Source organism: Georgenia phoenicis (assembly GCF_047302425.1).
Taxonomy (GTDB): Bacteria; Actinomycetota; Actinomycetes; order Actinomycetales; family Actinomycetaceae; genus Oceanitalea.
Genome location: NZ_CP154855.1, coordinates 717727 through 742316, shown reverse-complemented (window position 1 = coordinate 742316; position 24590 = coordinate 717727). Strand labels below are relative to the sequence as shown.

At 75.7% G+C, this 24590-nt stretch carries 23 protein-coding genes and 1 tRNA gene; 11 read left to right on the top strand and 13 right to left on the bottom strand.

The features are described from left to right. The first annotated feature begins 134 nt into the window (after window positions 1-134). Window positions 135-824 (top strand): demethylmenaquinone methyltransferase, encoded by a 690-nt coding sequence (locus tag AA0005_RS03710; RefSeq protein WP_413452081.1) that lies wholly within the window; start codon window positions 135-137, stop codon window positions 822-824. A 17-nt stretch (window positions 825-841) separates the two neighbouring features. Continuing rightward, window positions 842-2134, top strand: a complete 1293-nt coding sequence (locus tag AA0005_RS03705; protein WP_413452080.1) for an isochorismate synthase — start codon at window positions 842-844, stop codon at window positions 2132-2134. Window positions 2135-2162: 28 nt separating this feature from the next. Here AA0005_RS03705 and AA0005_RS03700 read toward each other — a convergent pair whose 3' ends face one another. Further along, window positions 2163-3446 carry a S1C family serine protease gene (locus AA0005_RS03700; RefSeq protein WP_413452079.1) on the bottom strand — a complete coding sequence of 428 codons (1284 nt, stop codon included), beginning with the start codon at window positions 3444-3446 and terminating at the stop codon, window positions 2163-2165. 144 nt (window positions 3447-3590) lie between these two features. Here AA0005_RS03700 and fdhD point away from each other — a divergent pair, with 144 nt between their 5' ends. Further along, window positions 3591-4424: a formate dehydrogenase accessory sulfurtransferase FdhD gene (gene fdhD / locus AA0005_RS03695; RefSeq protein WP_413452078.1), complete on the top strand. Its 834-nt coding sequence runs from the start codon at window positions 3591-3593 to the stop codon at window positions 4422-4424. A 101-nt stretch (window positions 4425-4525) separates the two neighbouring features. Here fdhD and AA0005_RS03690 read toward each other — a convergent pair whose 3' ends face one another. The 5 genes from AA0005_RS03690 to selD all read right to left on the bottom strand — a co-directional run bounded on the left by AA0005_RS03690 (window position 4526) and on the right by selD (window position 11735). Further along, on the bottom strand, window positions 4526-5371 hold the full coding sequence (locus AA0005_RS03690; RefSeq protein ID WP_413452077.1) for a formate/nitrite transporter family protein: 846 nt from the start codon (window positions 5369-5371) through the stop codon (window positions 4526-4528). Further along, complete coding sequence (gene nrfD, locus AA0005_RS03685) at window positions 5368-6393, bottom strand: NrfD/PsrC family molybdoenzyme membrane anchor subunit (protein WP_413452076.1); 1026 nt, start codon at window positions 6391-6393, stop codon at window positions 5368-5370. Before nrfD ends, AA0005_RS03690 begins: the two co-directional genes overlap by 4 nt. Continuing rightward, window positions 6390-7370 (bottom strand): 4Fe-4S dicluster domain-containing protein, encoded by a 981-nt coding sequence (locus tag AA0005_RS03680; protein ID WP_413452075.1) that lies wholly within the window; start codon window positions 7368-7370, stop codon window positions 6390-6392. Before AA0005_RS03680 ends, nrfD begins: the two co-directional genes overlap by 4 nt. Beyond that, window positions 7370-10669 carry a formate dehydrogenase gene (gene fdh, locus AA0005_RS03675; RefSeq protein WP_413452074.1) on the bottom strand — a complete coding sequence of 1100 codons (3300 nt, stop codon included), beginning with the start codon at window positions 10667-10669 and terminating at the stop codon, window positions 7370-7372. Before fdh ends, AA0005_RS03680 begins: the two co-directional genes overlap by 1 nt. Window positions 10670-10739: 70 nt before the next feature. Next, window positions 10740-11735 (bottom strand): selenide, water dikinase SelD, encoded by a 996-nt coding sequence (selD, locus tag AA0005_RS03670; RefSeq protein WP_413452073.1) that lies wholly within the window; start codon window positions 11733-11735, stop codon window positions 10740-10742. A 77-nt stretch (window positions 11736-11812) separates the two neighbouring features. Between selD and AA0005_RS03665 the strand changes: the two genes are divergently transcribed. The 4 genes from AA0005_RS03665 to AA0005_RS03650 all read left to right on the top strand — a co-directional run bounded on the left by AA0005_RS03665 (window position 11813) and on the right by AA0005_RS03650 (window position 15507). After that, window positions 11813-11907 (top strand) — tRNA-Sec (locus tag AA0005_RS03665). Window positions 11908-11928: 21 nt separating this feature from the next. Further along, window positions 11929-13221 carry an L-seryl-tRNA(Sec) selenium transferase gene (gene selA / locus AA0005_RS03660; RefSeq protein ID WP_413452072.1) on the top strand — a complete coding sequence of 431 codons (1293 nt, stop codon included), beginning with the start codon at window positions 11929-11931 and terminating at the stop codon, window positions 13219-13221. Next, window positions 13221-14975: a SelB C-terminal domain-containing protein gene (locus tag AA0005_RS03655; protein ID WP_413452071.1), complete on the top strand. Its 1755-nt coding sequence runs from the start codon at window positions 13221-13223 to the stop codon at window positions 14973-14975. The genes selA and AA0005_RS03655 overlap by 1 nt, the downstream gene beginning before the upstream one ends. Window positions 14976-15009: 34 nt before the next feature. Then, the gene (locus AA0005_RS03650) at window positions 15010-15507 is read left to right on the top strand and encodes an ATP-binding protein (RefSeq protein ID WP_413452070.1); all 498 of its coding nucleotides are present in this window, start codon (window positions 15010-15012) and stop codon (window positions 15505-15507) included. On the opposite strand, the gene menD is transcribed toward AA0005_RS03650, so the two are convergent. Genes menD through AA0005_RS03625 form a run of 5 tightly spaced genes read right to left on the bottom strand, consistent with a single transcriptional unit; the run spans window position 15504 to window position 19280 of the window. After that, a complete protein-coding gene (menD, locus tag AA0005_RS03645; protein ID WP_413452069.1) occupies window positions 15504-17159 on the bottom strand; it encodes a 2-succinyl-5-enolpyruvyl-6-hydroxy-3-cyclohexene-1-carboxylic-acid synthase in 1656 nt (551 codons plus the stop codon). The genes AA0005_RS03650 and menD overlap by 4 nt on opposite strands. After that, window positions 17156-18139, bottom strand: a complete 984-nt coding sequence (locus AA0005_RS03640; protein ID WP_413452068.1) for an o-succinylbenzoate synthase — start codon at window positions 18137-18139, stop codon at window positions 17156-17158. The genes menD and AA0005_RS03640 overlap by 4 nt, the downstream gene beginning before the upstream one ends. A gap of 25 nt (window positions 18140-18164) precedes the next feature. Next, window positions 18165-18317, bottom strand: coding sequence for a hypothetical protein (locus AA0005_RS03635; protein ID WP_413452067.1), 153 nt, complete (start codon window positions 18315-18317; stop codon window positions 18165-18167). A gap of 59 nt (window positions 18318-18376) precedes the next feature. Further along, window positions 18377-18931: a TetR/AcrR family transcriptional regulator gene (locus AA0005_RS03630; RefSeq protein WP_413452066.1), complete on the bottom strand. Its 555-nt coding sequence runs from the start codon at window positions 18929-18931 to the stop codon at window positions 18377-18379. Next, window positions 18924-19280 (bottom strand): DMT family transporter, encoded by a 357-nt coding sequence (locus tag AA0005_RS03625; RefSeq protein WP_413452065.1) that lies wholly within the window; start codon window positions 19278-19280, stop codon window positions 18924-18926. The genes AA0005_RS03630 and AA0005_RS03625 overlap by 8 nt, the downstream gene beginning before the upstream one ends. A 74-nt stretch (window positions 19281-19354) precedes the next feature. On the opposite strand from AA0005_RS03625, the gene AA0005_RS03620 reads away from it, so the two are divergent. Continuing rightward, entirely contained in the window at window positions 19355-20302 is a 948-nt protein-coding gene (locus AA0005_RS03620) for a 1,4-dihydroxy-2-naphthoyl-CoA synthase (protein ID WP_413452064.1), read from the top strand. 292 nt (window positions 20303-20594) lie between these two features. Here AA0005_RS03620 and AA0005_RS03615 read toward each other — a convergent pair whose 3' ends face one another. Then, window positions 20595-21635, bottom strand: coding sequence for a DUF3048 domain-containing protein (locus AA0005_RS03615; protein ID WP_413452063.1), 1041 nt, complete (start codon window positions 21633-21635; stop codon window positions 20595-20597). A 63-nt stretch (window positions 21636-21698) separates the two neighbouring features. On the opposite strand from AA0005_RS03615, the gene menE reads away from it, so the two are divergent. Continuing rightward, complete coding sequence (menE, locus tag AA0005_RS03610; RefSeq protein WP_413452062.1) at window positions 21699-22895, top strand: o-succinylbenzoate--CoA ligase; 1197 nt, start codon at window positions 21699-21701, stop codon at window positions 22893-22895. Between the two features lie 39 nt (window positions 22896-22934). Beyond that, window positions 22935-23804 carry a 1,4-dihydroxy-2-naphthoate polyprenyltransferase gene (locus AA0005_RS03605; RefSeq protein WP_413452061.1) on the top strand — a complete coding sequence of 290 codons (870 nt, stop codon included), beginning with the start codon at window positions 22935-22937 and terminating at the stop codon, window positions 23802-23804. Here the strand turns inward: AA0005_RS03605 and AA0005_RS03600 are convergent, their stop codons facing one another. Beyond that, window positions 23805-24080: a DUF4229 domain-containing protein gene (locus AA0005_RS03600; protein WP_413452060.1), complete on the bottom strand. Its 276-nt coding sequence runs from the start codon at window positions 24078-24080 to the stop codon at window positions 23805-23807. 67 nt (window positions 24081-24147) lie between these two features. Between AA0005_RS03600 and AA0005_RS03595 the strand changes: the two genes are divergently transcribed. Continuing rightward, complete coding sequence (locus tag AA0005_RS03595) at window positions 24148-24525, top strand: PLD nuclease N-terminal domain-containing protein (protein WP_413452059.1); 378 nt, start codon at window positions 24148-24150, stop codon at window positions 24523-24525. Window positions 24526-24590: the final 65 nt, after the last annotated feature.

Sequence of the window (24590 nt, the reverse complement as noted above, 5' to 3'; positions counted from 1 at the left end):
TCCTGGATCCTCGGGTGCTCTCCGGCGTCCAGAGCGGCGCCGTGATGCGTAGACAGTCTACAAAGTTCGCGACGCGCGAACCGCTTAGGTTCACCTAACCAGGCGCGTGCTCGCCGCCCTGGGAGAATGCCGCCATGAGCCGAGCCGACCTGGACAAGCAGCCACGCGAGGTGGCGAGGATGTTCGACGCCGTCGCCAAGCGCTACGACGTGACCAACGACATCCTCTCCCTGTGGCAGGACCGCGCGTGGCGCGTGGCCACCAGGCGTGCGGTCGCCGCCGAGCCGGGGATGCGGGTCCTCGACCTCGCCGCCGGGACCGGCACCTCGAGCGAGGCCTACGCGGACGCCGGCGTCGCCGTCGTGCCCTGCGACTTCTCCACCGGCATGGTCGGGGTGGGCAAGCGCCGCCGCCCGGACCTCAGCTTCGTCGCCGGTGACGCGACCCGCCTGCCCTTCGCCGACGAGTCCTTCGACGTCGTGACGATCTCCTTCGGGCTGCGCAACGTCGTCGACACCGAGCTGGCGCTGCGCGAGATGCGCCGCGTGACCCGCCCCGGCGGGCGCCTGGTGATCTGCGAGTTCTCCCGGCCCACCTTCGCCCCGTTCCGGGTGCTCTACACGTGGTACCTCACCCACGTGCTGCCCCGGGTGGCGCGGCTCGTCTCCTCCAACACCGACGCCTACGGCTACCTCGCCGAGTCCATCACGGCCTGGCCCGACCAGCAGGGGCTGGCCCGCCTCGTGTCGGCCGCCGGGTGGCGCTCGGTCGGCTACCGCAACCTCTCCGGGGGCATCGTCGCGCTGCACCGCGCGACGCGCTGAGCCGTAGGATCGCCACGATGTCATCCGCACCTGCCGGGGAGCCGGCGAGCGTCCCGCTGCTCGCCCGCACCGTCCCGATCGCCGACCCCGGCGACCTCCTCGACCTCCTCCCCCGCCCCGACGTCGCCACGACGGCGAGCTGGGTGCGGCGCGGGGACGGGCTCGTCGGGTGGGGCGTGGCGGCCCGTGTCGACACCTCCGGCGCGACGCGCATGATCGACGCCGACGCGTGGTGGCGGCGGACCGCCGCCGCGATGGTCGTGCGGGACGCCGTCGGGGTCCCCGGGACCGGACCGGTCGCCTTCGGCTCCTTCGCCTTCTCCCGCCGCTCGCAGTCCGGGGGCACGCTCGTCGTGCCGCGCGTCGTCATCGGCCGCCGCGAGGGACGCAGCTGGCTCACCGTCATCGGCCCGGTGGGCCTGGGCGCCGAGCCGTCCCTGGCGCACAGCCGCGGGGAGGTCGTGCCCGTCACCGGCCCGGGCGAGGTGAGCTTCACCGACGGCGCGCTCACGAGCGCGCAGTGGCAGGAGGCCGTCGCCGAGGTCGTCGCGGCGATCCGCGCCGGCACGGTCGAGAAGGTCGTCATGGCGCGGGACGTCGTCGCCCGCACGAGCGCCGACATCGACGTCCGCCACCTGCTCCGCAACCTCGCCGACCAGTACCCCACCTGCTGGACCTTCGCCGTCGACTCGCTCGTCGGGGCGACGCCCGAGCTCCTCGTGCGGCGCGACCAGGGCCTGGTGGCCTGCCGGGTGCTCGCGGGCACGATCCAGCGCACCGGCGACGACGCCGAGGACCTGCGGCACGCCGCCGAGCTGGCCCGCTCCTCCAAGGACCTGGGCGAGCACGAGCTCGCGGTCCAGTCGGTGGCCGAGGCGCTGGGCCCGTACTGCTCGAGCTTCAACGTGCCCGACTCGCCCTTCGTCCTCCACCTGCCCAACGTCATGCACCTGGCCAGCGACGTCACCGGGGTCATCGACCGCTCGACGTCCGAGGGCCCCAGCTCGCTGGCGCTCGCGGCGGCGCTCCACCCCACGGCCGCCGTCGGCGGGACGCCCACACCCCTCGCGGTCGAGGTCCTCGCCGAGGCCGAGCGGATGGACCGCGGCCGGTACGCCGGTCCCGTGGGCTGGATGGGCGCCGACGGCGACGGCGAGTGGGGCATCGCGCTGCGCTCCGGCGAGGTCACCGGCCCACGCACGGTGCGGCTCTTCGCCGGGTGCGGGATCGTCGCCGCCTCCGACCCCGCCGCAGAGGTGCGGGAGTCGGAGGCGAAGCTGCGCCCCATGCGCAGCGCCCTCACCACCTGAGCCCCGCCCTGGGGCGGGGCTCAGCGGCTCAGGCCGTCGGACGGGTGGCCAGCTCGACGTCGACCTCGGTGAGGGTTCCGTCGCGGACGACGTCGAGGGTGGCGGTGTCACCGGAGGAGTACTGGCGGACGTAGCCGGTGAGCGCGGCCGAGCCGTCGACGCTGCGGCCGTCGATCGCGGTGACGACGTCCCCGCGCTCGAGCCCCGCCTCCGCGGCGGGCGAGCCCTGCTCGACCTGCTCGACCCGGGCGCCGGCCCGCGTGACGCCGTCGACCTCCGCCGTCGTGTCGGTGAGGCCGACGCCGAGGAAGGCGTGCTCGACCCGGCCGTCCTCGACCAGCTGCTCGGCGACGTCCGCGGCCTGGTCCACCGGGATCGCGAAGCCGAGGCCGATGCTGCCGGACGGGCCCCCGCCGCCGGAAAGCGTGGCGATCGAGCTGTTGATCCCGATGACCTGGCCCTTGGCGTCGAAGAGCGGGCCGCCGGAGTTGCCGGGGTTGACGGCGGCGTCGATCTGGATCGCGTTCGTCACGACCGACTGGGTGCGGCTCTGCGTGACGACCGGGCGGTCGAGGGCGGAGATGATGCCGGTCGTCGCCGTCGAGTCCAGCCCGAGCGGGTTACCGACGGCGAGGACCGCCTGGCCGACGGCGAGCTCGGCGGAGCTGCCGAGGGTCGCCGGGGAGAGGTCCGCGGGCGGGTCGACGAGACGGACGACGGCGAGGTCCGTCGTCTCGTCCTGGCCGACGAGCTCGGCCTCGAGGAGGCGGCCGTCGGCGAGGGAGACGCGCAGCGAGCGCGCGCCGTCGACGACGTGGCTGTTGGTGAGGACGTGGCCGTCGGCGTCGATGACGACGCCGGAGCCCTGGCCCTGCCCCGAGGCGGTGACGACGTCGATGGCGACGACGGACTCGCGCACGGCGGCCGTCACGGCCTGCCAGTCGGGGGTGGCCGAGGTGGAGCTCGCCGGGACGACCTGGGTGGGGGCGGCCGTCGTCGGGCTGCCGAGGCCGGGCTCGTCGAGGGCGCCGGTGACCGCGGCGGTGCCGAGGCTCGCGAGGAGCGCGGCTGCCGCGGCGGTGCCACCGAGCGCCGCCCAGCCGCGGCGGCGGCCGTGCGGGAGCACCCGCACGTCGCGCCGGTCGGCGAGCTCGTCGACCGAGGGCACCCGGGTGGCCGGGTCGGGCGAGGGAAGGGTGGGGGTGGCGCCCAGGAGCATGGCGTCGACCTCCGCCTGCTCGCGGGCGGCCCGCTCGTCGCGGGCGAGGTGGGCGTCGCGTCGGGCGTCGCCGGTGCTGCCGAAGTGGGTCATCGTGGTCCTCCTGGTCTGGTCCACGTCCTAGGGGACACCACGGACCTGGCGCGCCTCTGGGCGGCGCCTGGGAAGTCCCTGGGAGGCGCGCGGCAGGCGCTGCGCGGATACGATCGGGACCCGGTCGAGCGGCGAGGAGGACGGGTGCGACGGACGAGGCGCCACCGCGTCGAGCGGCTCTCGGCCGACGGCGCCGGCCGGGCACGCAGCGACGTCCTCGCCGGTGAGGAGCCGATGGAGCTGCGGGTGGACGGCAGCGCCTGGACGGTCACCATGCGCACCCCCGGCGACGACTTCGACCTCGCCCTCGGCTTCCTCGTCTCCGAGGGCGTCGTGTGGGACGCGGCCCAGGTGGCCGGCGTGGGCTACGGCCCGGGCGTCAACCCCGACGGGACGAACAGCTACAACGTCGTCGACGTGCGCCTGGCCCCGGGAGTCGCGCCGCCCGAGGAGTCCCACGTGCGGCACGTCTACACCTCCAGCGCCTGCGGCATCTGCGGCACCTCCTCCGTCGACGCGGTCACCCGCGCCTCCCACTTCCCCGTCGTCGACGACGTCCGGGTGCCGCTGGACGAGCTGCTGTCGATGACCGGCCGGCTGCGCTCCGAGCAGCGCCTCTTCGCCGACACCGGCGGTGTCCACGCCGCCGGGCTGTTCGCCGTCGACGACGACGGCCGGTCGCAGCTGCTGTGCCTGCGCGAGGACGTGGGCCGGCACAACGCCGTCGACAAGGTCGTGGGGTGGGCGCTGCGCGAGCGGGGCCTGCCGCTGCACCGCTGCGTGCTGCAGGTGTCGGGACGTGCGTCCTTCGAGCTGGTGCAGAAGGCCCACATGGCGGGGATCGCGGTGCTGACGGCGGTGAGCGCGCCGTCAGCGATGTCGGTGGACCTGGCCGCCGAGGTGGGGATGACGCTCGTCGGCTTCAGCCGCGGCGACTCCGCCAATGTCTACGCGGGCCGCGAGCGCATCGTCACCTGAGCGCTGCCCCCCAGGCTTGGGTCGCCCTTTCCGATCAGGCGTCGTCCTTCCCGGCGCCTCGGGACGAGCGGGAGGTACGACGCATCGAGCGTCGCGGGGAGCTAGGCGGTCTGGGCGTCGCGCTCCTCGGCCTCGACGTCGTCCTCCGGGCGGCGGGGGCGGGTGCGGTGGGAGAAGTAGAGCCCCAGCGCCGCGAGGGAGATGCCGCCGAGGAAGTTGCCGAGGAGCACGGGGACCTGGTTCCACAGCCACCAGTCGCCGACGCTGATGGGAGCACCGAGCATCATCCCGGTGGGGATGACGAAGAAGTTGACGACGGCGTGCTCGTAGCCGAGGGCGAAGAAGGTGAGGATCGGCATCCAGATCGCCAGGATCTTCCCGGCGGTGCTGGTGGAGGAGAAGCCCATGATGACGCCGAGCACGACGAGCCAGTTGCACAGCACGGCGCTGAGCGTGGCCCAGGTGAGCCCGGTGGCGGGGCCGGCCTCCTCGTAGCGCAGGGTCTTGTTCACGGCGAGGTCGACGAGCGCCTGGGCGGTGGGCTCGTCGGTGATCGTGCCCATCCCGGTGAGGACGGCGCTGATCATCCAGCCCGCGGCGAGGCCGCCGAGGACGTGGCCCACGACGAGCCAGAAGAACACGCGCAGGCACTGGACCACTGTGGCGCGGCGCTCCATGACGGCCATCGGCACGACTCCGAAGGCGCCGGTGACGAGCTCGAGCCCGAGGAGGACGACGAGGGTGAGGCCAATGGGGAAGACCACCGAGCCGAGCACCGGGATGTCGGTCTGCACCTGGACCATGACGGCGAGGGTGGTGGCCGCGCCGAGGAGGTAGGTGGCGAGCACGGCGCGCAGCACGAGCTGCCACGCCGGCAGCCCCACCTTCTTCGCGCCGGCCGGCCCGACGGCGTCGACGATCCCGAGCGGGGCGACGGCGTCGCTCACCGCGTCCCCTCCCCGCGCGGGGTGAACCGCACCTCCTCGCCCCGGTCGACGCGCTCGCGCTGGGGCACGACGGTGTACTTCGGGTCGCGGGCGGAGGCCTGCCCGGCCTCGAAGACGCCCATCCGGGTGCAGAAGGAGCCCGCCGCGAGCGCGGCGCCGCTGAGGACGGCGGCCCACCGGCGCCGGCCGGCGAGCAGCGTGCCGACCGCCCCGGCCGCCGTCAGCGCCTTGGCGGCCCGCATGTAGCGTCCGCCCTTGCCGGTGTGGAGCGGTTCGGCGGTCAGCCCCATCGAGCGCTCCATCACCTGCTCGGCGGCGAGCTCGACGACCGCGCCGGCAACCGCGAGGCGCCGGGCCGGGCCGGCCTGCGCCACCGGGGTGGTCACCATGGCGGTGCCGCCCGACGCGGCCGCCGCGGAGGCGCAGAAGACGAAGGGCAGCTCCCGGTAGGCCGAGTGCCACGAGGGGGTGGAGGTGTCGGACAGGAGCACGGCCGTGTAGGCGGCCACCGGTGGGGCGGTGAGGGCGGCGAGCACCCCGGCGGGGCGGCCGACCGTCCGCAGCAGCCGGACGGGCCGGGCCCCGGGGTCGAGCGGCGTGAGCCGGACCATCTCCTCGAGGGCGGCGACGCCGGCCGGGGCGCCGTAGATGCTCAGCAGCCAGGTGCCGACGGACATCGGGGAGGTGAGCTTGACGGTCCGCAGCATGTTGAGGAAGCGCTCGGGGCGCCCGAGGTCGGTGACGAGCGCCCCGAGGCTGACGGCGAGCGCACCGGCGGAGGTCAGCCGTCCGGCCCGCCGCAGCGCGGGGCGCCCGGTGAGCTGCGCGCCGGCGGCGAGCAGCGAGGAACCCGCCGCGAGCCCGCCCGTGAACATGTAGAGCGGGATGCGCACGTCCCACGGCGCCGGCTTGACCACCTGGCGCCCGTAGTAGGACGAGAACTCGGCCTCCGGCACCGGCTGGTCGGTGGCGCGGTCGCGGCGGGTGCGGGGCCGGCGCGGGCCGGCCTGCGTCGTCGTCATCGCTTGCCCAGGAAGACGAGGGCGGCGCCGGCGAGCAGGGCACCCGCGGCGGCGGTGGCCCGGTTGAACATCTGCGGCAGGTCGCGGGTGGGGACGACCGGGTCGGGCGGCAGTCCGTAGACCTCCGGCTCGTCGAGGAGGAGGAAGAAGGCGCCGGTGCCGCCGACGCCGTCGTTCGGGTCGTGGCCGTAGAGGCGCGCCTCGGCCACCCCCTGCTCGTGCAGCTCGGCGCGGCGCCTCTCGGCGCGCTCGTGGAGCTCGTCGAGGTCCCCGTACTGGATGGACTGCGTGGGACAGGCCTGGGCGCAGGCGGGCTGCAGGCCGTCACCGAGGCGGTCGTAGCACAGCGTGCACTTCTGGGCGATGCCGACGTTGAGGGCGCCGGCCGGGCCGCGGCGTCGTTCGATGACCCCGTAGGGGCAGGCCGGCACGCAGTAGCCGCAGCCGTTGCACACGTCGTCCTGGACGACGACGGTGCCGAACTCGGTGCGGAACAGGGCGCCGGTGGGGCACACGTCGAGGCACCCGGCGTGGGTGCAGTGCTTGCACACGTTGGAGGACATGAGCCAGCGGAAGTCGGCCTGGGCGCCCTCCTCGTCGGCCATCTGCGGGCCCTCGCCCGTGTCGGTCATCGGCCCGGTGGCCACGGTTCCCGGCGGCATGCTCGTCTCCTGGCCGCCGGTGGGCGCGGGCGGCCCGCTGCCGGGCATGCCGAGGTTGACCGTGGGCCGCTGCTGCTCGATGAAGGCGACGTGGCGCCACGTGTTGGCGCCCAGGGAGCCGGTGTTGTCGAAGGACTGGCCGAGGAGGTCGAGGTCCTCCCCGCCGGGGACGAGGTTCCACTCCTTGCAGGCGACCTCGCAGGCCTTGCAGCCGATGCACACGCTCGTGTCGGTGAAGAAGCCCTTGCGCGGCGGCGGGTCCTCGTAGCCGGCGTCGAGCGCCGGGTTGACCGGGCCGAAGAGGCTGTTCGCCATCACTGGCTCCCTTCTGCTGGTCCGGCGGGGGTGTCCTCGGAGATGTCGGAGCGGACGACGGCGCGCGGGTCCGCCGTGACGATCGGCCGGTGGGTGTCCGTCCCGGCGCGCGAGCGGTAGCTCTCGACGAGCTCGAGCAGCGCCTGCCCTCGGGGGCGGCGCCCGGGCCGGACGTCGCAGGTGCCCGCCTTGGTCTCCTGGATGAGGACGTTGGGGTCCAGGCTGATGCCGAAGAGGTCGTTGGCGGCGTCACCGGTGACCAGCCCGCGGCTGCCCCAGTGGTAGGGCAGCCACACCTGGTGGACGGTGCGGCCCGCCACCCGCAACGGGCGGAGGCGGTCGGTGACGACGACGCGGCCCTCGACGGCGGCCCGGGCGGTGATGACGTGGCACCAGCCAAGGTGCTCCAGACCCCGTTCCTCCGCGAGCGCCGGGGAGACCTCGACGAACATCTCCGGCTGCAGCTCGGCGAGGTACTCCAGGGTGCGGCTCATGCCGCCCGCGGTGTGGTGCTCGGTGAGCCGGCTCGTGGTGAAGACGATCGGGAACACCTCGCTGCCGCCGCCGGGCGGGCTCGGGTTGATCGGGTTGATCGGCTCGCGGTACTCGATGCGCGTGGGGTTGGCCTGCTGCCCGTAGAGCGCGTTGCGGAAGGGCGACTCGACCGGCTCGTAGTGCGTGGGCAGCGGGCCGTCGACCAGCCCGGAGGGCACGAACAGCGCCCCGCGGCCGTCGCCCTGCATGATGAAGGCGTCGGTCCCGTCGATCGCGTCGACGCCGGTGGCGCCCCGTGCGGCGCGGTAGGTGGGCGGCTTGGTCCGCTCGAAGTCGGGGACGTCGTGGCCGGTCCACTCCCCCTTCTCCTCGTCCCACCACACGTAGGCCTTGCGCTCGCTCCACGGCCTTCCCTCGGGGTCGGCCGAGGCACGGTTGTAGAGGATGTGGCGGTTGGCCGGCCACACCCAGCCCCACTCGGGCGCCACCCACGACTGCTCCGAGCCGGGCTTGCGCCGCGCGGCCTGGTTGACGCCGTCGGCGAAGACGCCGGTGTAGATCCAGCAGCCGCCCACGGTCGTGCCGTCGGCGCGCAGCTCGGTGAAGCTCGACAGCGGGCGCCCGGTGGCGACCTCGTAGCCGTTGATCTCCATGAGGACGGCCTCGGCGCTGGGCTCGTCGTGCTCGCCGTGGACCGGGTAGTCCCAGGCGAGGTCGAGCAGCGGGCGGTCGCGCTCGAGGTTCTCCTCCGCCAGCCGCTCCCGCATGATCCGGCCCAGGTGGTAGAAGAACCACAGCTCCGAGCGGCGGTCCCCGCTGGGCTCGACGGCCTTCTCACGCCACTGGAGCATCCGCTGGGTCTGCGTGAAGGTGCCCTCCTTCTCGACGTGGGAGGCGGCGGGCAGGAGGAAGACCTCGGTGGGGCACTCCTCGGTGACGATCTCCCCGGTCTCGATCTCCGGGGAGTCCTTCCAGAAGCTCGCGCTCTCGATCTCGTACAGGTCGCGCACGACGAGCCAGTCGAGCTTGGCCATACCCAGACGCTGCGCCTTGCCGTGGGCAGAGCCGACGGCGGGGTTCTGCCCGAGGAGGAAGTAGCCCTTGACCTTGCCCTCGATCATGTCGAGGACGGTGCGGTAGGTGCCGTGGTCCCCGCTGATCCGCGGCATGTAGTCGTAGGCCCAGTCGTTCTCGGCCGTGGCGTGCTCGCCCCAGTAGGCCTTGAGCAGGCTGACGGCGTAGGCGGAGGCGTTGCTCCAGAAGCCCTTGGAGCCGGGCATCGACATGCTCTCCACCCAGCTGCCGAAGTCCGGGTGCTGCAGCGAGCTGGGCATCTCGAGGTAGCCGGGCAGGAGGTTGAAGAGCGTGGGGATGTCCGTGGAGCCCTGGATGCTCGCGTGGCCGCGCAGCGCCATGATCCCGCCGCCCGGCCGGCCCATGTTCCCCAGGAGCAGCTGGAGGATCGAGCCGGTGCGGATGTACTGGGCCCCGACACTGTGCTGGGTCCAGCCCACGCTGTAGACCAGCGCGGTGGTCCGCTCCCGGCCCGAGGCCGCCACCCAGGCCTCGGCGACCTCGTGGAACTGCTCCACCGAGATGCCGCAGGTCTCGGCGACGAGCTCGGGGGTGTACCGGGCGAAGTGCCGCTTGAGCACCTGGTAGACGCAGCGCGGGTGCTGGAGGGTCTCGTCGCGCTCGACCTCCTCGGGCACCGGCATGCCGTGCGCCTCGTGCTGGAGGCCCGAGGCCGTGGCGCGGTCCTCGGCGCCCTCGTGCTCGTCCACGCCCGCCCGCTCGGCCCCGGCGTACTGCCAGGTGCTCGTGTCGTAGGTGCGGGTCTCGGGGTCGAAGCCGGAGAACAGGCCGTCGAGGTCCTCGGTGTCGAGGTAGTCCTCGGACACGATCGACGACGCGTTCGTGTACGCGAGGACGTACTCGCGGAAGTCGAGCTCGTTCTGCAGGACGTAGTTGATGATCGCGCCGAGGAACACGATGTCGGTGCCCACGCGGATCGGCACGAAGGTGTGCGCGAGCGCGCTCGTGCGGGTGAAGCGCGGGTCGACGTGGATGATCTTGGCGCCCCGCCGCTTGGCCTCCATCACCCACTGGAAGCCCACGGGGTGGGCCTCGGCCATGTTCGAGCCCTGGATGATGATGCAGTCAGCGTTGGCGAGGTCCTGCTGGAAACCGGTGGCACCGCCCCGGCCGAAGCTGGTCCCCAGACCGGGGACCGTGGCGGAGTGTCAAATACGGGCCTGGTTCTCGATCTGCACCGCGCCCATCGCGGTGAAGAGCTTCTTGATGAGGTAGTTCTCCTCGTTGTCCAGCGTGGCCCCGCCGAGGGCGGCGATCCCCATGGTGCGGCGCACGTGGCGGCCCTCGGCGTCGGTCTGCTGCCAGGTCTCGGCGCGGGTGGCCAGGACGCGGTCGGCGATCATCCCCATCGCCGTGTCGAGGTCGAGGTCCTCCCACTCGGTGCCGTAGGGCCGGCGGTAGCGGACCGTCGTGAGGCGGTCGGGGCTGGTGACCAGGCTCTTGCTCGCCGATCCCTTGGGGCACAGCCGGCCGCGCGAGATCGGGCTGTCGGGGTCGCCCTCGATCTGGACGACCTTCTCGTCCTTGACGAAGACCCGCTGGCCGCAGCCGACGGCGCAGTAGGGGCACACGCTGCGGGCCACGCGGTCCGCGGTGGCGGTGCGGGGGGTGATCTGGTCGGTGCGCCGGGAGCGGGCGGCCTTGCCGCGGCCCAGCACGTCCGTGCCGGTCAGCTGGCGCAGCACCGGCCAGCCGAGGAATGCCGTCATCGTCCGCCCCCCTTCTCCGTGGTCCTCGTCACCGTAACGCGCTCCTGGGACACGCGCACGGGAACCCGGCTCAGCGCACCCGCACCGTCCACTCCTCGGCGGGCACGAGCTCCCCGATCACGGGGTGGCCGGGCAGCTCCCCGACGACGAGCAGCCCCCCGGACGTCTGGGCGTCGGCGAGGAGGACGAGCTCGTCGTCGTCGACCTCGGAGCGCACGTGGGGCCGGACCCACTCGAGGTTCCGGCGGCTGCCGCCGGGCACGTACCCGGCGGCGAAGGACTCGCGCGCGCCACCGACGTAGGGGACGGCGGCGGAGTCGACGACGGCGCTGACCCCGCTGGCCCGCGCGAGCTTGTACAGGTGGCCGAGCAGGCCGAAGCCGGTGACGTCGGTGGCGGCCTCGACGCCGGCAGCGAGCGCCGCGCGGGAGGCGTCCCGGTTGAGGGTCGTCATGACGGCGACCGCCTCCTCGAAGCGCTCACCGGTGGCCTTGTGCCGGTTGTTGAGGACGCCCAGGCCCAGCGGCTTGGTCAGCGTGAGCGGCAGCCCGGCGCGGCCGGCGTCGTTGCGCAGGAGCCGGTCGGCGTCGGCGATGCCGGTGACGGCCTGCCCGTACTTGGGCTCCGGGTCGTCGACGCTGTGCCCGCCGCCGAGGACGGTGCCGGCCGCCGCGCAGACGTCGGCTCCTCCGCGCAGCACCTCGGCGGCGACGTCGAAGGGGATGCGGTCCCGCGGCCACGCGAGGAGGTTGACGGCGACGAGCGGGGTGCCGCCCATCGCGTAGACGTCCGACAGGGCGTTCGTCGCGGCGATGCGGCCGAAGTCGTAGGGGTCGTCGACCACCGGGGTGAAGAAGTCGGCCGTCGCGATGACGGCGCGGGTGCCGTCGATGCGCACGGCCGCGGCGTCGTCGCCGTTCTCGATGCCGACGAGGAGGTCGGGGTGGGCGCTCGTGGGCAGGCCGCCGAGGACCCGCTCGAGCTCCCCCGGCGGGACCTTGCAGGCGCAGCCGCCACCGGAGGCGTGCTGGGTGAGGCGGAGCTCGGGGTACGTGGCAGTGGTCACACCGGTCAGGGTAGGTCGACCCGTGCGCGGCGGCGATCTCGGGTGCGCCGTCGGCATGCCCGGCTAGGCTGCTCCGCGGAGGCGTACCTCGTCTGGTGACGGGCACGGTCTTCAAAGCCGTTGTGGTCGAGGACCTCGGCCAGGCGGGTTCGATTCCCGTCCGCCTCCGCCAACCCGACCCAGGAGCTCCGTGGTGCCCGACCCCCGGCGCGCGACGCCGCGCACCGACGCCGTCCTCGCCGACCCCGCCCTCGCCGCCGCCGCCGAGCGGCTGGGACCAGCGCTCGTCAAGGACGCGGCCCGGCGCGCGATCGAGGACTGCCGGCAGGGGCGGGTCGAGCCGGGCGACGTCGTCGCCCGGGCGCTGGAGCTGCTACCGACGACGGCGACGACGGTGCGGGCCGTCCTCAACGCGACGGGGGTGCTCGTCCACACGAACCTCGGGCGCGCGCCGCTGTCCCCCGCGGCGGTGGACGCGCTGGCGGTGGCCGCGGGCACGACCGACGTCGAGCTCGACCTCACGACCGGCCGGCGCGGCCGGCGGGGGCGCGGGGCCCTGGAGGCCCTGGCCCGCGCGGTGCCCGACGCCGGCGCGGTCCACGTCGTCAACAACGGCGCCGCGGCGCTGGCCCTCGTCACGCTCGCCCTGGCGGCGGGGCGGGAGGTCGTCGTCGCGCGCGGGGAGCTCGTCGAGATCGGCGACGGCTTCCGCATCCCCGAGCTGCTCGAGTCCGTCGGCGCCCGGCTGCGGGAGGTCGGCACGACCAACCGGGTGCGGCTGGAGGACTACGCGGCCGCCGTCGACGACGCCGCCTTCGTCCTCAAGGTCCACCCCTCGAACTTCCAGGTCACCGGCTTCACCTCCGCCGTCCCCGTCGAGGAGCTGGCGACGCTGCCGGTGCCCGTCGTCGTCGACATCGGCTCCGGGCTGCTCGCACCGCACCCGCGGCTGCCGCAGGAGCCCTCCGCAGCGGCAGCGCTGCGGGCCGGGGCGACGCTCGTGACGGCCTCGGGCGACAAGCTGCTCGGCGGCCCGCAGGCCGGCCTGCTGCTCGGGGAGACGGGGCTCGTCGAGCGCCTGCGGCGCCACCCCTTCGCGCGGGCGCTGCGCGTGGACAAGCTGACCCTCGCCGCGCTCGAGGCCACCCTCACCGGGCCGCTGCCGCCCGTGCCGGCGGGCCTCGCGGCCGACCCCGCGGCGCTGCTCGCCCGGGCCGAGCGGATCGTCGCCGCCCTGGCCCCCGACGTCGCCGCCGAGGCGGTGGCGAGCGTGGCCGCCGTCGGCGGGGGCGGCGCGCCCGGTGTCGAGCTGCCCAGTGCCGCCGTCGCCGTGGACGAGCGCTGGGCGCAGGCGCTGCGGACCGGGCCCACCCCGGTGCTGGGCCGCGCCCACCGCGGCCGGCTGCTCCTCGACCTCCTCGCGGTGCCGCCCGAGCGGGACGAGGACGTCGTCGCCGCGGTCCGGGCCGTGGCGGGACGGTCGTGATGCACGTCGTCGCGACGGCCGGGCACGTCGACCACGGCAAGTCCGCGCTCGTCACCGCGCTCACCGGTGCGCAGCCCGACCGGCTGGAGGAGGAGCAGCGGCGCGGGCTGTCCATCGAGCTCGGATACGCGTGGACGACCGTGCCCGGTGCCGGGGAGGTGGCCTTCGTCGACGTCCCGGGCCACGAGCGCTTCATCAGCACGACGCTCGCGGGCCTGGGCCCCGTGCCGGCGGTGCTCTTCGTCGTCGCCGCCGACGACCCGTGGATGCCGCAGGCCGCCGAGCACCTCGCCGCCCTCGACGCGCTCGGCGTGGAGCACGGCGTCCTCGCCGTCACCCGCGCGGACCTCGCCGACCCGGCGCCGGCCCGCGAGCGCGCGCTCGCCGAGCTGGCCGCGACCACGCTGCGGGGCGCGCCCGCCGTCACCGTCTCCGCCCGGACCGGGGAGGGGCTGGACGAGCTGCGGGCGGCGCTCGCGGACATGGTGACCGCCCTGCCGGACCCGACCGTGCGCGAGCCGGTGCGGCTGTGGGTGGACCGCAGCTTCACGATGCCGGGCGCCGGGACGGTCGTCACCGGCACGCTGCCCGCGGGCCGGGTGGGGCCCGGTGACGGGCTCGTGTCCGCGCGCGGTGGGCACCGCGTGCGCGGGGTCCAGTCCCTGGGGCGGGCGGTGGAGGAGGCCGTCGGACCGGCGCGGGTGGCGCTCAACGTCTCCGGGCGGGTGGAGCGCGGCGACGTCCTGCTGACCCCCGACGCGTGGCACCGCACCGAGGTCGTCGACGTGCGGCTGGGTCCAGTGCGGCTGGGGAGCGGGGAGCCGCCCCAGCGGCCGCTGCTCCACCTCGGCTCGACCGTGCTCGGTGTCCACCACCGGCCCCTGGGGCCCGGGCTCTCCCGGCTCACCGTCGAGGGGCCACTCCCGCTCCGGGTCGGGGACCGGGCGCTGCTGCGCGATCCGGGGACGCGGCGGCTGTGGGCCGTCACCGTGCTCGACCCCGCTCCCCCGCCGCTGCGCCGACGCGGCGCGGCCCGCCTCCGCGCCGAGGCGCTGGCCGGGGCGCACGGGCAGCCCGACGCCGCGGCCGAGGTCGCCCGGCGCGGTCTCGTGGAGATCGAGCTCCTCGCCCGGATCGGGGTGCCGGTGGACCCGCTGCCGGAGGGGGTCGTGGCCGCCGACGGCTGGCTCCTCTCGGCGGAGAGCGCGGCCGCCGCGTCCCGGGCGGCGGTCGAGGCGGTCACCGAGCACGCGGCCGCCGCCCCGCTCGAGCCGGCCCTCACCCTCGCTGCCCTGGCCGAGCGGCTGGGCCTGCCGACGGCGGAGCTCGCCGCCGCCGTCGTCCGTGAGCCGCTGCGGGTGGAGGCGGGCCGGGTGCTGCCCGCCGGCGCCGATGGTGTGGCCCCGGACGTGCGGGCCGCGGTGTCCGCGCTGCGCGAGCGGCTCGCGGGCTCCCCCTTCGCGGCCCCCGCCGCCGACGAGCTGCCCGCGCTCGGGCTCAGCCCCAAGGTCCAGGGCGCCGCCGTGCGGGCGGGGCTCCTCCTGTGCCCGGCGCAGGGCGTCGTCCTCCTCCCCGGCGCGGACGACCTCGCTGCCGAGCGGCTCGCAGAGCTGCCCCAGCCCTTCACGGTGAGCGAGGCGCGCGGCCACCTCGGCACGAGTCGCCGCGTGGTCCTCCCGCTGCTGGCCCACCTCGACCGCACCGGCCGCACCCGCCGGCTGCCCGACGACCGGCGCCGGGTCACCGGGCGCTGAGTCCCTGCGGTCGCCGGGGGCGCGGACATGCCGCATGCTCGGTGCTGCCCCCACCGCGACGAAGGACGACATGCCCCAGCACGACGACGCTCACCGGTCCGACGAGGGGTTGGTCTCCTCGGCCCCGCCGGCGCGCTACGAGACGGTGCGCCGCTGGACGCTGTCGTCGGCCGAGGAGATCCGCACGGTCCGTCGGGAGCTGCGGGAGACGCTGGGCCTGGGCGACGCACCGCCCTCCGGCACCCTGGCGGAGGTGCCCGAGCGGATGATCCTCGTCGCCTCCGAGCTCGCCGCGAACGCCCTCGAGCACGGCCGCCCGCCGACCATCGTCACGCTCGGGTCCGACGGCGGCCGCTACCTCCTCGAGGTCGCCGACCACGACCCCGACTCGGTCCCCGTCCTCGCCGGGCACCGAGAACCGGGTGCGGGCGGCTTCGGGCTCCAGATCGCCCGTCGGGTCGGCCAGGAGGTCGGCTGGTACACCACGGGCGCGACCAAGCACATCTGGGTGACGTTCGCGCTGCCGGACTAGCCGGCGACGACGTCCCCCACGCGGGCGGCGAGGCGCTCGCGCCGCTCCCGCAGCCCGGTCCGGTCCAGCGCCACCTCGACGACGGACCGTCCGGTGACCGGCTCGGCCAGGACCTCGGCCAGCTCCGCCAGGCTCCGCACCGACCGGTGGCGGACGCCGTAGCCGGCGCACAGGGCAGCGACGTCGACCTCCTGCGGCGTGCCGAAGACCCGCTCGAAGGTCGCCGCCCGCTCGGGCGCGCCGTGCTCGAGGGTCGCGAAGATCGCCCCGCCGCGGTCGTTGAGGAGCACCACCTGGAGGTCGACCTCCTCCTCGAGCGAGCCGCGCAGCAGCGCGCCGGCGTCGTGGAGGAAGGTGAGGTCCCCGACGACCGCGCGGACCGGCCCGCCCGTGGCAAGCGCGAACCCCGAGGCGGTCGCGAGTGTGCCGTCGATACCCGCGAGCCCGCGGTTGGCCACCAGCCGCAGCCCCTGGGGCAGGGCGGGGACGGCGAGGTCCCAGTCACGCACCGTCATCGACGAGCCGAGCACGATGACCTCCGGACGGCCGGCCGCGTGCGCTGTCACGGCGGCCCGGGCCACCGTGCGTGCGACGCCCAGCCCGTCGAGCTCCTCGTGGGCGGCGAGCACCTCCTCGGCTGCGGCCCCGGCACGCTGCCACCGCGCGAGCCACTCACCGTCGGCCTCCCCGGGGACGACGCGCGCACCACCCGCGACCCGCCCCGCGGTGCCGGCGACGTCCGGCCACACCGCGCCGGTGGGTGCGACGACGACGACGTCGACGTCCGGGCGGGCGAGCAGCGCGCTCACCGGCCGTGACAGGGTCGGGTGGCCGAGGACGAGCACCCGCTCGACCTCCTCGCCGAGCCCGGCGAGGAGCAGCCGGTACGCGGGGACCGCGTTCGGGCCCGTCCGCGCGCCGGAGGTGGGCTCGGCGAGGAGCGGCCAGCCCCCCGTCTCGGCGACGGACGCGGCCACCGGTCCCGCGCCGTCGCCGGCGACGACGACGGTGCGCCCGCCGGCGGGCACGTCGACCGTGCCCCCGGGCTCGCGGTGGGCGACGACCTCGCGCGGGGCGGGCGGTTCCCCGGGCTGCCAGGGGGCGGCCGGCACGAGGGGGTCACGGAAGGCGACGTTGAGGTGGACGGGGCCCGGGTCGCCCGAGCGGGCGCCGGTGGCGGCCGCGAGCGCCCGCACGAGCACCTGGCGGGTGGCGGCGGGGGGCGTGTCGGCTGGCAGGTCCGCCTGCCAGCGCGGGGCGCCGGCGAAGATGCCGACCTGCTCGGTCGTCTGGCTGGCGCCGGTGCGGCGCAGCTCGTGGGGGCGGTCGGCGCTGAGGACGACGAGCGGGACCCCGCTGTGGGCGGCCTCGAGGACCGCGGGGTGGAGGTTGGCGACGGCGGTGCCGGAGGTCGTGACGACCGCGGCGGGCAGGCCGTCGGCGCGGGCGAGGCCGAGCGCGAGGAAGCCGGCCACCCGCTCGTCCACGCGCACGTGCAGCCGCAACCATCCGGCGTCGTGCGCGGCGAGGAGCGCGTAGGCGAGCGGGGCGCTGCGCGAGCCGGGCGAGAGGACGACGTGCCGCACCCCGCCGCGGACGAGCCCGGTGACGAGCTCCCGCGCGAGCAGCGCCGCGGGCGCCTCGGGGCTCACCGGGCCACCTCCGCGGCGACGGTGGCCAGCCGCTCGGTCCAGCGCCGGCGGGTCTCCGGCGGTGCGGCGACGGCGGCCAGGCTGGCCTCGGTGGGCAGGGCCGGGGCGACAGGCAGGTAGCCGCCGTGCGGCACGAGCGGCTCGGGGACGGTGTCGCGCTCGAGGAGGCGCACGGTGCCGAGGCCGCAGGCGTGGTGCAGCTCGGGCAGCGCGGCGGCGAGCGCGACTCCGGCGGCGATGCCGACGGAGGACTCGAGGGCGGAGGAGACGACGACCGGCAGGCCCACCTGCTCGGCCAGGCGCAGGCACGCGCGCACCCCGCCGAGCGGCTGCACCTTGAGGACGACGACGTCGGCCGCCTCGGCCCGGCGCACGGCGAGCGGGTCCTCGGCCCGGCGGATCGACTCGTCGGCGGCGATGGGGACGTCGGTGCGGCGCCGCAGGGCGGCGAGGTCCTCGACGGTGGCGCAGGGCTGCTCGGCGTACTCGAGCCCGCCCGCGGCGCGGTCGAGGAGGGCGAGGCGGTCCAGGGCGGTGTCGAGGTCCCAGGCGGCGTTCGCGTCGATGCGGATCCTCCCGCCCGGGCCGAGGGCGTCGCGCACGGCCTCGAGGCGTGCCTGCTCCTGCCCGGCGTCCTGCCCGGGCTCGGCGACCTTGACCTTGGCGGTGCGGCAGCCGTCGCTCGCGACGACGATGGCGGCGGCCTGCTCGGGCCCGACGGCGGGGACGGTGACGTTGACGGGCACGCGGTCGCGGACCGGCTCGGGCCAGCCAAGCTCGGCGGCCTCGACGGCGGCGGCGAGCCAGGGGCGCGACTCGGCGTCGTCGTAGTCCCAGAAGGGGGAAAACTCCCCCCAGCCGGCGTCGCCGCGCAGCAGCACGCCGTCGCGCGTGGTGATGCCCCGGAAGCGGGTGGTCATGGGGCTGGACCAGACGGCGGCGGGCGGCGGGACGGCGGGGCGCCCGGGCGAGGAGGTCACCTCCCGAGGATATGCCGGGGCGGCACTACCCGAGCAGGGCCAGCGCGGCCCGGAGCGAGCCGAGCACCCACGAGGCGACGTAGAGCGCGACCGCCGCGAGGCACCAGCGGATGACGACGCGCCGGACGGGCCCTTCCACGGGCTCCGGCGCCAGGACGGGCAGCTGCTGGTCCCCCATGGTGGGCACCGTACCGTCCCGGCCGCTGGTGGGTCCGGCGTTCGGCAGTGCCGTCCTCCTCAGAGGACGAGGGCGAGGAGGCGGCGTGCCTCCGCACGCGGGTCGCGGCCCTCGCTGAGCGCGGCGAGCACGGCGCCGTCGAGGGCGGCGAGCGCGAGCTCGGCCGGGCAGCTGCTCCCCGCGGCCGCGAGGAGGCGGGCGACGGCGCCGGTCAGCCGCTCCCGGGCCGCCCGGTACGCGGCGGCGACGGCCTCGCTGCGGCCCGCGCCGGCGAGCTGCTCGTAGTGGCCGCGAACCCCCGCGGGCGGCGGCAGGAGCGCGTCGCAGAGGAGCTCGACCACCTCCTCGCGACCCGGGGCCGCGCGCTCCGCCTGCTCGGCGGCCCACTCGGCCTGCTCCGCCCACAGCTCGGCGATGAGCTCGGCGCCCGCGCCGCGCAGCTCCTCGAGGTCGCGGAAGTAGTAGGTCGTCGCGGACAGCGAGGCGCCGGCCCGCTCAGCCACCCGCCGGTGGGTCACCTGCGCCGGGCCGAGCTCGAGGACGAGGGAGGCCGCCGCCTCGACCAGCGCGGCCCTCCGGCGCGCGCCCCTGCCCTCCTCCGCGGGCTCACTCACCGTGCGTCACCGCCGGGGCGGCGGCGGCCGGCTCGTCGGTGGCCAGCTGCAGGCCGGCGATCCCCGCGATGACGAGGAGGATCGAGACGATCTTGAGCGTGGAGACGCCCTCACCGAGCCACACCATGCCGATGGTGGCCGTGACGGCCGCCCCGATGCCGGTCCACACCGCATAGGCCACGCCGACGGGCAGCGAGCGCAGCGCGTACGCCAGCCCGAGGAAGCTCGCCCCGGCGAGGACGACGAACCACACGCTCGGCCACAGCCGGGTGAAGCCCTCCGAGGCCTTGAGGCACAGCGCCCACCCGGCCTCGAGCAGCCCCGACGCCATCAGCACGACCCACGCCATCACAGCCTCCAGTACACGCGTACCACGAACGGGGACGAGCGTACCGGGACACCGGCGCCGCCTAGGGTGAGCGCATGAGCGAGCAGACCGACCAGCCCTTCGACCCCAGCGCCTGGCGCCCGGTGGAGGGCTTCGACCTCACCGACATCACCTACCACCGGGCGGTCCGCGACGGCCGCGACCTGCCGGCGGTGCGCATCGCCTTCGACCGGCCGGAGGTGCGCAACGCCTTCCGCCCGCAGACCGTCGACGAGCTCTACCGCACCCTCGACCACGCGCGCATGACCTCCGACGTCGCCGCCGTCATCCTCACCGGCAACGGACCCAGCCCCAAGGACGGCGGCTGGGCCTTCTGCTCGGGCGGTGACCAGCGCATCCGCGGCCGCGACGGCTACCGCTACGAGACCGAGGACGCCGACCCGCTCGCCGACCCGGCCCGGCGCCGCGAGCAGATCGACCCGGCCCGCGCGGGCCGGCTCCACATCCTCGAGGTGCAGCGCCTCATCCGGACGATGCCGAAGGTCGTCATCGCCGCGGTGAGCGGCTGGGCGGCCGGCGGCGGGCACTCCCTCAACGTCGTGTGCGACCTGTCGGTGGCCTCCCGCCAGCACGCCCGCTTCAAGCAGACCGACGCCAACGTCGGCTCCTTCGACGCCGGCTACGGCTCCGGGCTGCTGGCTCGGCAGGCCGGCGACAAGCGTGCCCGGGAGATCTTCTTCCTCGCCCGGGAGTACTCGGCCGAGGACGCCGAGCGCTGGGGCGTGGTCAACGAGGTCGTCGACCACGCGGAGCTCGAGTCGACCGCGCTGGAGTGGGCGCTGACCGTCGCGGGCAAGTCACCGCAGGCGATCCGCATGCTCAAGCTCGCCTTCAACATGGTCGACGACGGGCTGGCCGGGCAGCAGGTCTTCGCCGGGGAGGCGACCCGCCTGGCCTACATGACCGACGAGGCCGCCGAGGGGCGCGACGCCTTCCTCGAGCGGCGCGACCCGGACTGGTCGCGCTTCCCCTACTACTACTGAGCACAAAAAGCGGCTGTACCCGCAGCGCCCGGGCCCTCCATCCCTGACAGCCGCTGCGGGTACAGCCTTGTACGTGCCGCGTCGCGCAGGCCTCCACTCCTGCGTGAAGCGGGCACGCCCCCCGTTACCGTGCCTGCCACACCCCCTACGACGTCGGAAGAAGCTCGTGGAGCGCGGTCACGGTTACCAGCATGCCGCCCGGCGGCGGCTCGGGGCATCGGCCACCAGCACCTATTCCGGCGCCTGCTCATCCTGCCCGGGCATGACGCCGGGCTCCCCCTTTCGCACGACCTCAGCGCTCGATGTCGACGGCTCCGCGGTCGGTCGGGACCAGCTCCACCCACGTCGTGCCCGGGGTGAGCGTGACGGTGTTGCCGTCCGCCGTCGTCAGCTCCACCGGGGCGTCGACGGCGGGCTTGGACCACCGGGCCACGAGCGTGCGGCCGCCGGAGGCGACGAGCGCCTCCCCGGTGCCCGTCATCACCGTCTCCGGGACGGCGTCACCGCGCTGGTCGCGGCCCGCGGAGGCGACGACGTCGACGCGCATGACGACGACGTTCTCCGCGCCCAGCACCTCGCCCGTCACCGCGGTGGCCGGGGTGCCCGCCTCGTCGCGCAGCCACCGGCCCGCGGCGGCGTCCCAGGTCCACCCGGGCCACGACTGCGGGAAGGTGAGGCGCAGCGCGCTCGCGGGCTCGCCCTCGACGGCGGCGGTCGCCTCGGCGGCGTCCGCTGCGAAGGCGAACTGCTCCTCCGGCGGCTCGGTCGCCTCGGCCTGCGCCCGGAGCTCGGCGAGGTAGCCGTAGACGTTGTGCGGGGCGCGCCGGTCGGCGCTGCGGTAGAAGCCGTCGTCGCCGTTGTCGAAGGAGATGAGCTGGACGCCGGCCTCGGCGACCTGGTCGAGGAAGAGCCACTGCCCGCCCGAGATGACCTGCGGGCCGCCGAGCGGGGCGACGATGCCGGCGTCCATGGGCCGCACGGACCGGATGGGGCCGACGATCTCCGGCTGCTGGGAGTGGTAGACGGCGTTGAAGCGGGTGATCCCGCCCTCGACCATCTCCTCCCACACGACGTCGGCGTCCTCCAGCCCCGTCTGGGGGCGGGCCATCGCGGTGTTCTCGATCTTGACGGCGACGGCGACGAGCTCGGGTGCGTCGGCGGCCGGCAGACCGGTGAGGGGCCACGTGGGCACGGGCTCCGGGGTGGGCGTGGGCGACGGCGTGGGCGCGGGCGTCGCGGCGGGCGGCGCCTCCGGCGGCGCCGTGGCGCTGCAGGCCGTGAGCGCGAGCGCCGTGATCGCGAGCGCGGCGAAGCGGCGGCTTCGTCCTGCCATGTCGTCCTCCCCGGGTGGTGTCCGGGGCACACGGTACCTGCGCCCAGGTCATAGCCTGACGGCATGAGGTCCCAGTCACGAGGCGGTCACCGCGTGGTCACGCTGCCCGGCGGCACCGGCGCGTCCGCCGTCTCGGGCGTCCTCGCGGCGCTCCCGCGGGCGCTGGAGGGCTCCGCGCCGCTGCGGGTCGCCGACCCGGACGTGCGCGACGTCACGGTCCCCGCGGTCCCCGGGGGCGTCGCCGCCGTCGTCGCCACGTCGGGCTCGACGTCGGGCACCGGCCACCTCGTCGCGCTCGACGGCGCGGGTCTCGTCGCCTCGGCGCGCGCCACCTACGCCCGCCTCGCCGGCCCCGGCCAGTGGGTCGCCTGCCTGCCGGTCCACCACGTCGCCGGGCTGCAGGTGCTCGTCCGCTCCGTCGTCGCCGGCACCGAGCCGGTCGTCCTCGACACCTCCGCCGGCTTCCGCGCCGCCGGGCTCGCCGCCGCGGTGCGCCGGCTGCGGCCCGACGTCCCCGGCTACCTCTCCCTCGTCCCCACCCAGCTGGCCCGCGTCATGGACGACGCCGACGCCGTCGCCGCCCTGCGGGGGCTCGCCGCCGTCCTCGTCGGCGGGGCCCGCACCGCCGCAGCCCTCCTCGACGCCGCCCGGGAGGCCGGGGTGCCCGTCGTCACCACCTACGGGATGACGGAGACCGGCGGGGGCTGCGTCTACGACGGCGTCCCGCTCGACGGCGTCGACGTCGAGGTCGACGCCGAGGAGCGCGTGTGGCTCAGCGGCCCGGTCCTCGCCCGCGGCTACCTCGACGACCCCGCCGCCGACCGCGCGACCTTCCGGGAGCGCGACGGGCGCCGCTGGCTGCGCACCAGCGACCGCGGCGTCCTGGACGGTGGCACCCTCACCGTCCTGGGCCGGCTGGACGACGTCGTCGTCACCGGCGGCCTCAACGTCTCCCCCGCCGCCGTCGAGCAGGCGCTGGGTGAGCTGCCCGGCGCCGGTGAGGTCGTCGTCGTCGGCGTGCCGGACGACCACTGGGGCGCGCTCGTCACGGCGGTGGTCGCCGGGGACGACGTCCCCGACCTGGCGCGGGTGCGCGAGCACGTCGCGGCCCGGCTGGGGCGCCACCACGCCCCGCGCGCGCTCGTGCGGCTGCCCGAGCTGCCGCTGCGCGGGCCGGGCAAGGTCGACCGGCTCACCGCCGCGCGCCTGGCCACCGAGCTCCTCTCCGGCGCCGACCCCCGGGCCGAGCGCCTGCCCTGAGGCCGTTACGCTGGACGCCGTCCCCCAGCAAGGAGCCCCATGGCCACGTTCGCCGACTGGGTCGAGGGTGCGCGGATCCGCACCCTGCCCGCCGCCGCCGCACCCGTCCTCGTCGGCACCGGCGCCGCCTACGACCTCGGCTCGGGCTCGGTCCCGCGCGCGCTGCTCGCCGGGGGCGTGGCCCTCGCGCTGCAGGTGGGCGTCAACTACGCCAACGACTACTCCGACGGCGTGCGCGGCACCGACGACGTCCGCACCGGCCCGCCGCGCCTCACCGGCTCGGGAGCCGCGAGCCCGGGCACGGTCCGCCTCGCGGCCTTCGCCTCCTTCGGCGTCGCGGCCGTCCTCGGCCTGGTGCTGTGCGCGCTGGCGGGCACGTGGTGGCTCGTCGCGGTCGGTGCGCTGTCCGTCGTCGCCGCCTGGTACTACACCGGCGGGCGGCGGCCCTACGGCTACAGCGGGCTCGGCGAGGTGGGCGTCTTCGTCTTCTTCGGGCTCGTCGCGACCCTCGGCACGACGTACACGCAGGCGCTGAGCCTGTCGTGGGCGGCGCTGGCCGGCGCGGTCGGCATCGGCCTCATCGCCTGTGCGCTGCTCATGGTCAACAACGTCCGCGACATCCCCACCGACACCGTGGCGGGCAAGCGCACCCTGGCGGTCCGGCTGGGTGACCGGCGCGCGCGCCTCGGCTACGTCGCGATGGTCACCGTGCCGCTCGTCCTCGCCGTCGCCCTGGCGCCGGCGCACCCCTGGGCGCTGCTCACGCTGCTGCTCGCACCGGTGGTCGTGCGGCTCGCCCGGATCGTCCTGGGCGGGGCGACGGGGCGCGAGCTCATCGTCGTGCTGCGCGACACGGGGCTGCTCGAGCTGGGCTACGGGGTCCTGCTCGGGCTGGGCCTGCTGCTCTGATCAGTCCCGGAGGTCCTCGCCGTCGATGATCGCGTCCTCCTCGGCGGCGTCCTGGGCGATGGCCTCGTCGAGCGACTCCGCCCGGCGCCGGCGGCGCTGGGCGATGACGGCCGCCGCGGCGTCGGCCTGGCGGGGCAGCAGCAGGTAGGACAGCAGCGCCCCGACGACCACCGCGACGACGGCGACGAGCCAGCCGCGCAGGCCGAGCAGCCACAGGAGCGCGAAGGCCCCGGCGATGAGCGCGAGGCGCAGGAGCGTGTAACGCAGGATGGGCACCCACCCAGGGTACGTCGCCGCCCGCGCGCCCCCGGCCCGCTGCCACTCGGCATAGGCTGGAGGGGACATGCTGAGATACCTGCCCTTCATCCTCCTCATCGGCCTGGTCGTCTACGCCCTCGTCGACTGCGTCCGTTCCGAGGACACCGACCTGCCCGTGGGCCTGCCCAAGGCGGTCTGGGTCGTCCTCATCGTCGTCTTCCCGGGCATCGGTGCCCTCGCGTGGCTCGTCGTCAGCCGGGCGAGCCGGCAGGCCGCGGGCCGGGTCGGTGGCGCCCACCCCTCGCGCCCGACGACGCGCCGGCCCGCGCCGCGCCCGCTCGCCCCGGACGACGACCCCGAGTTCCTCGCCGGCCTCAACCGGCCGCGTCCCGCGGAGCCGCCCGCCGACGAGCCCGCCGACGACGAGAGCACCGACGACGGCGAGCCCGGTCCCCGCCGCTGAGCGCCCCTCCCCCTCTTCATACGCCGAGAGCCGGATTCTCCGTGGAGAATCCGGCTCTCGGCGTC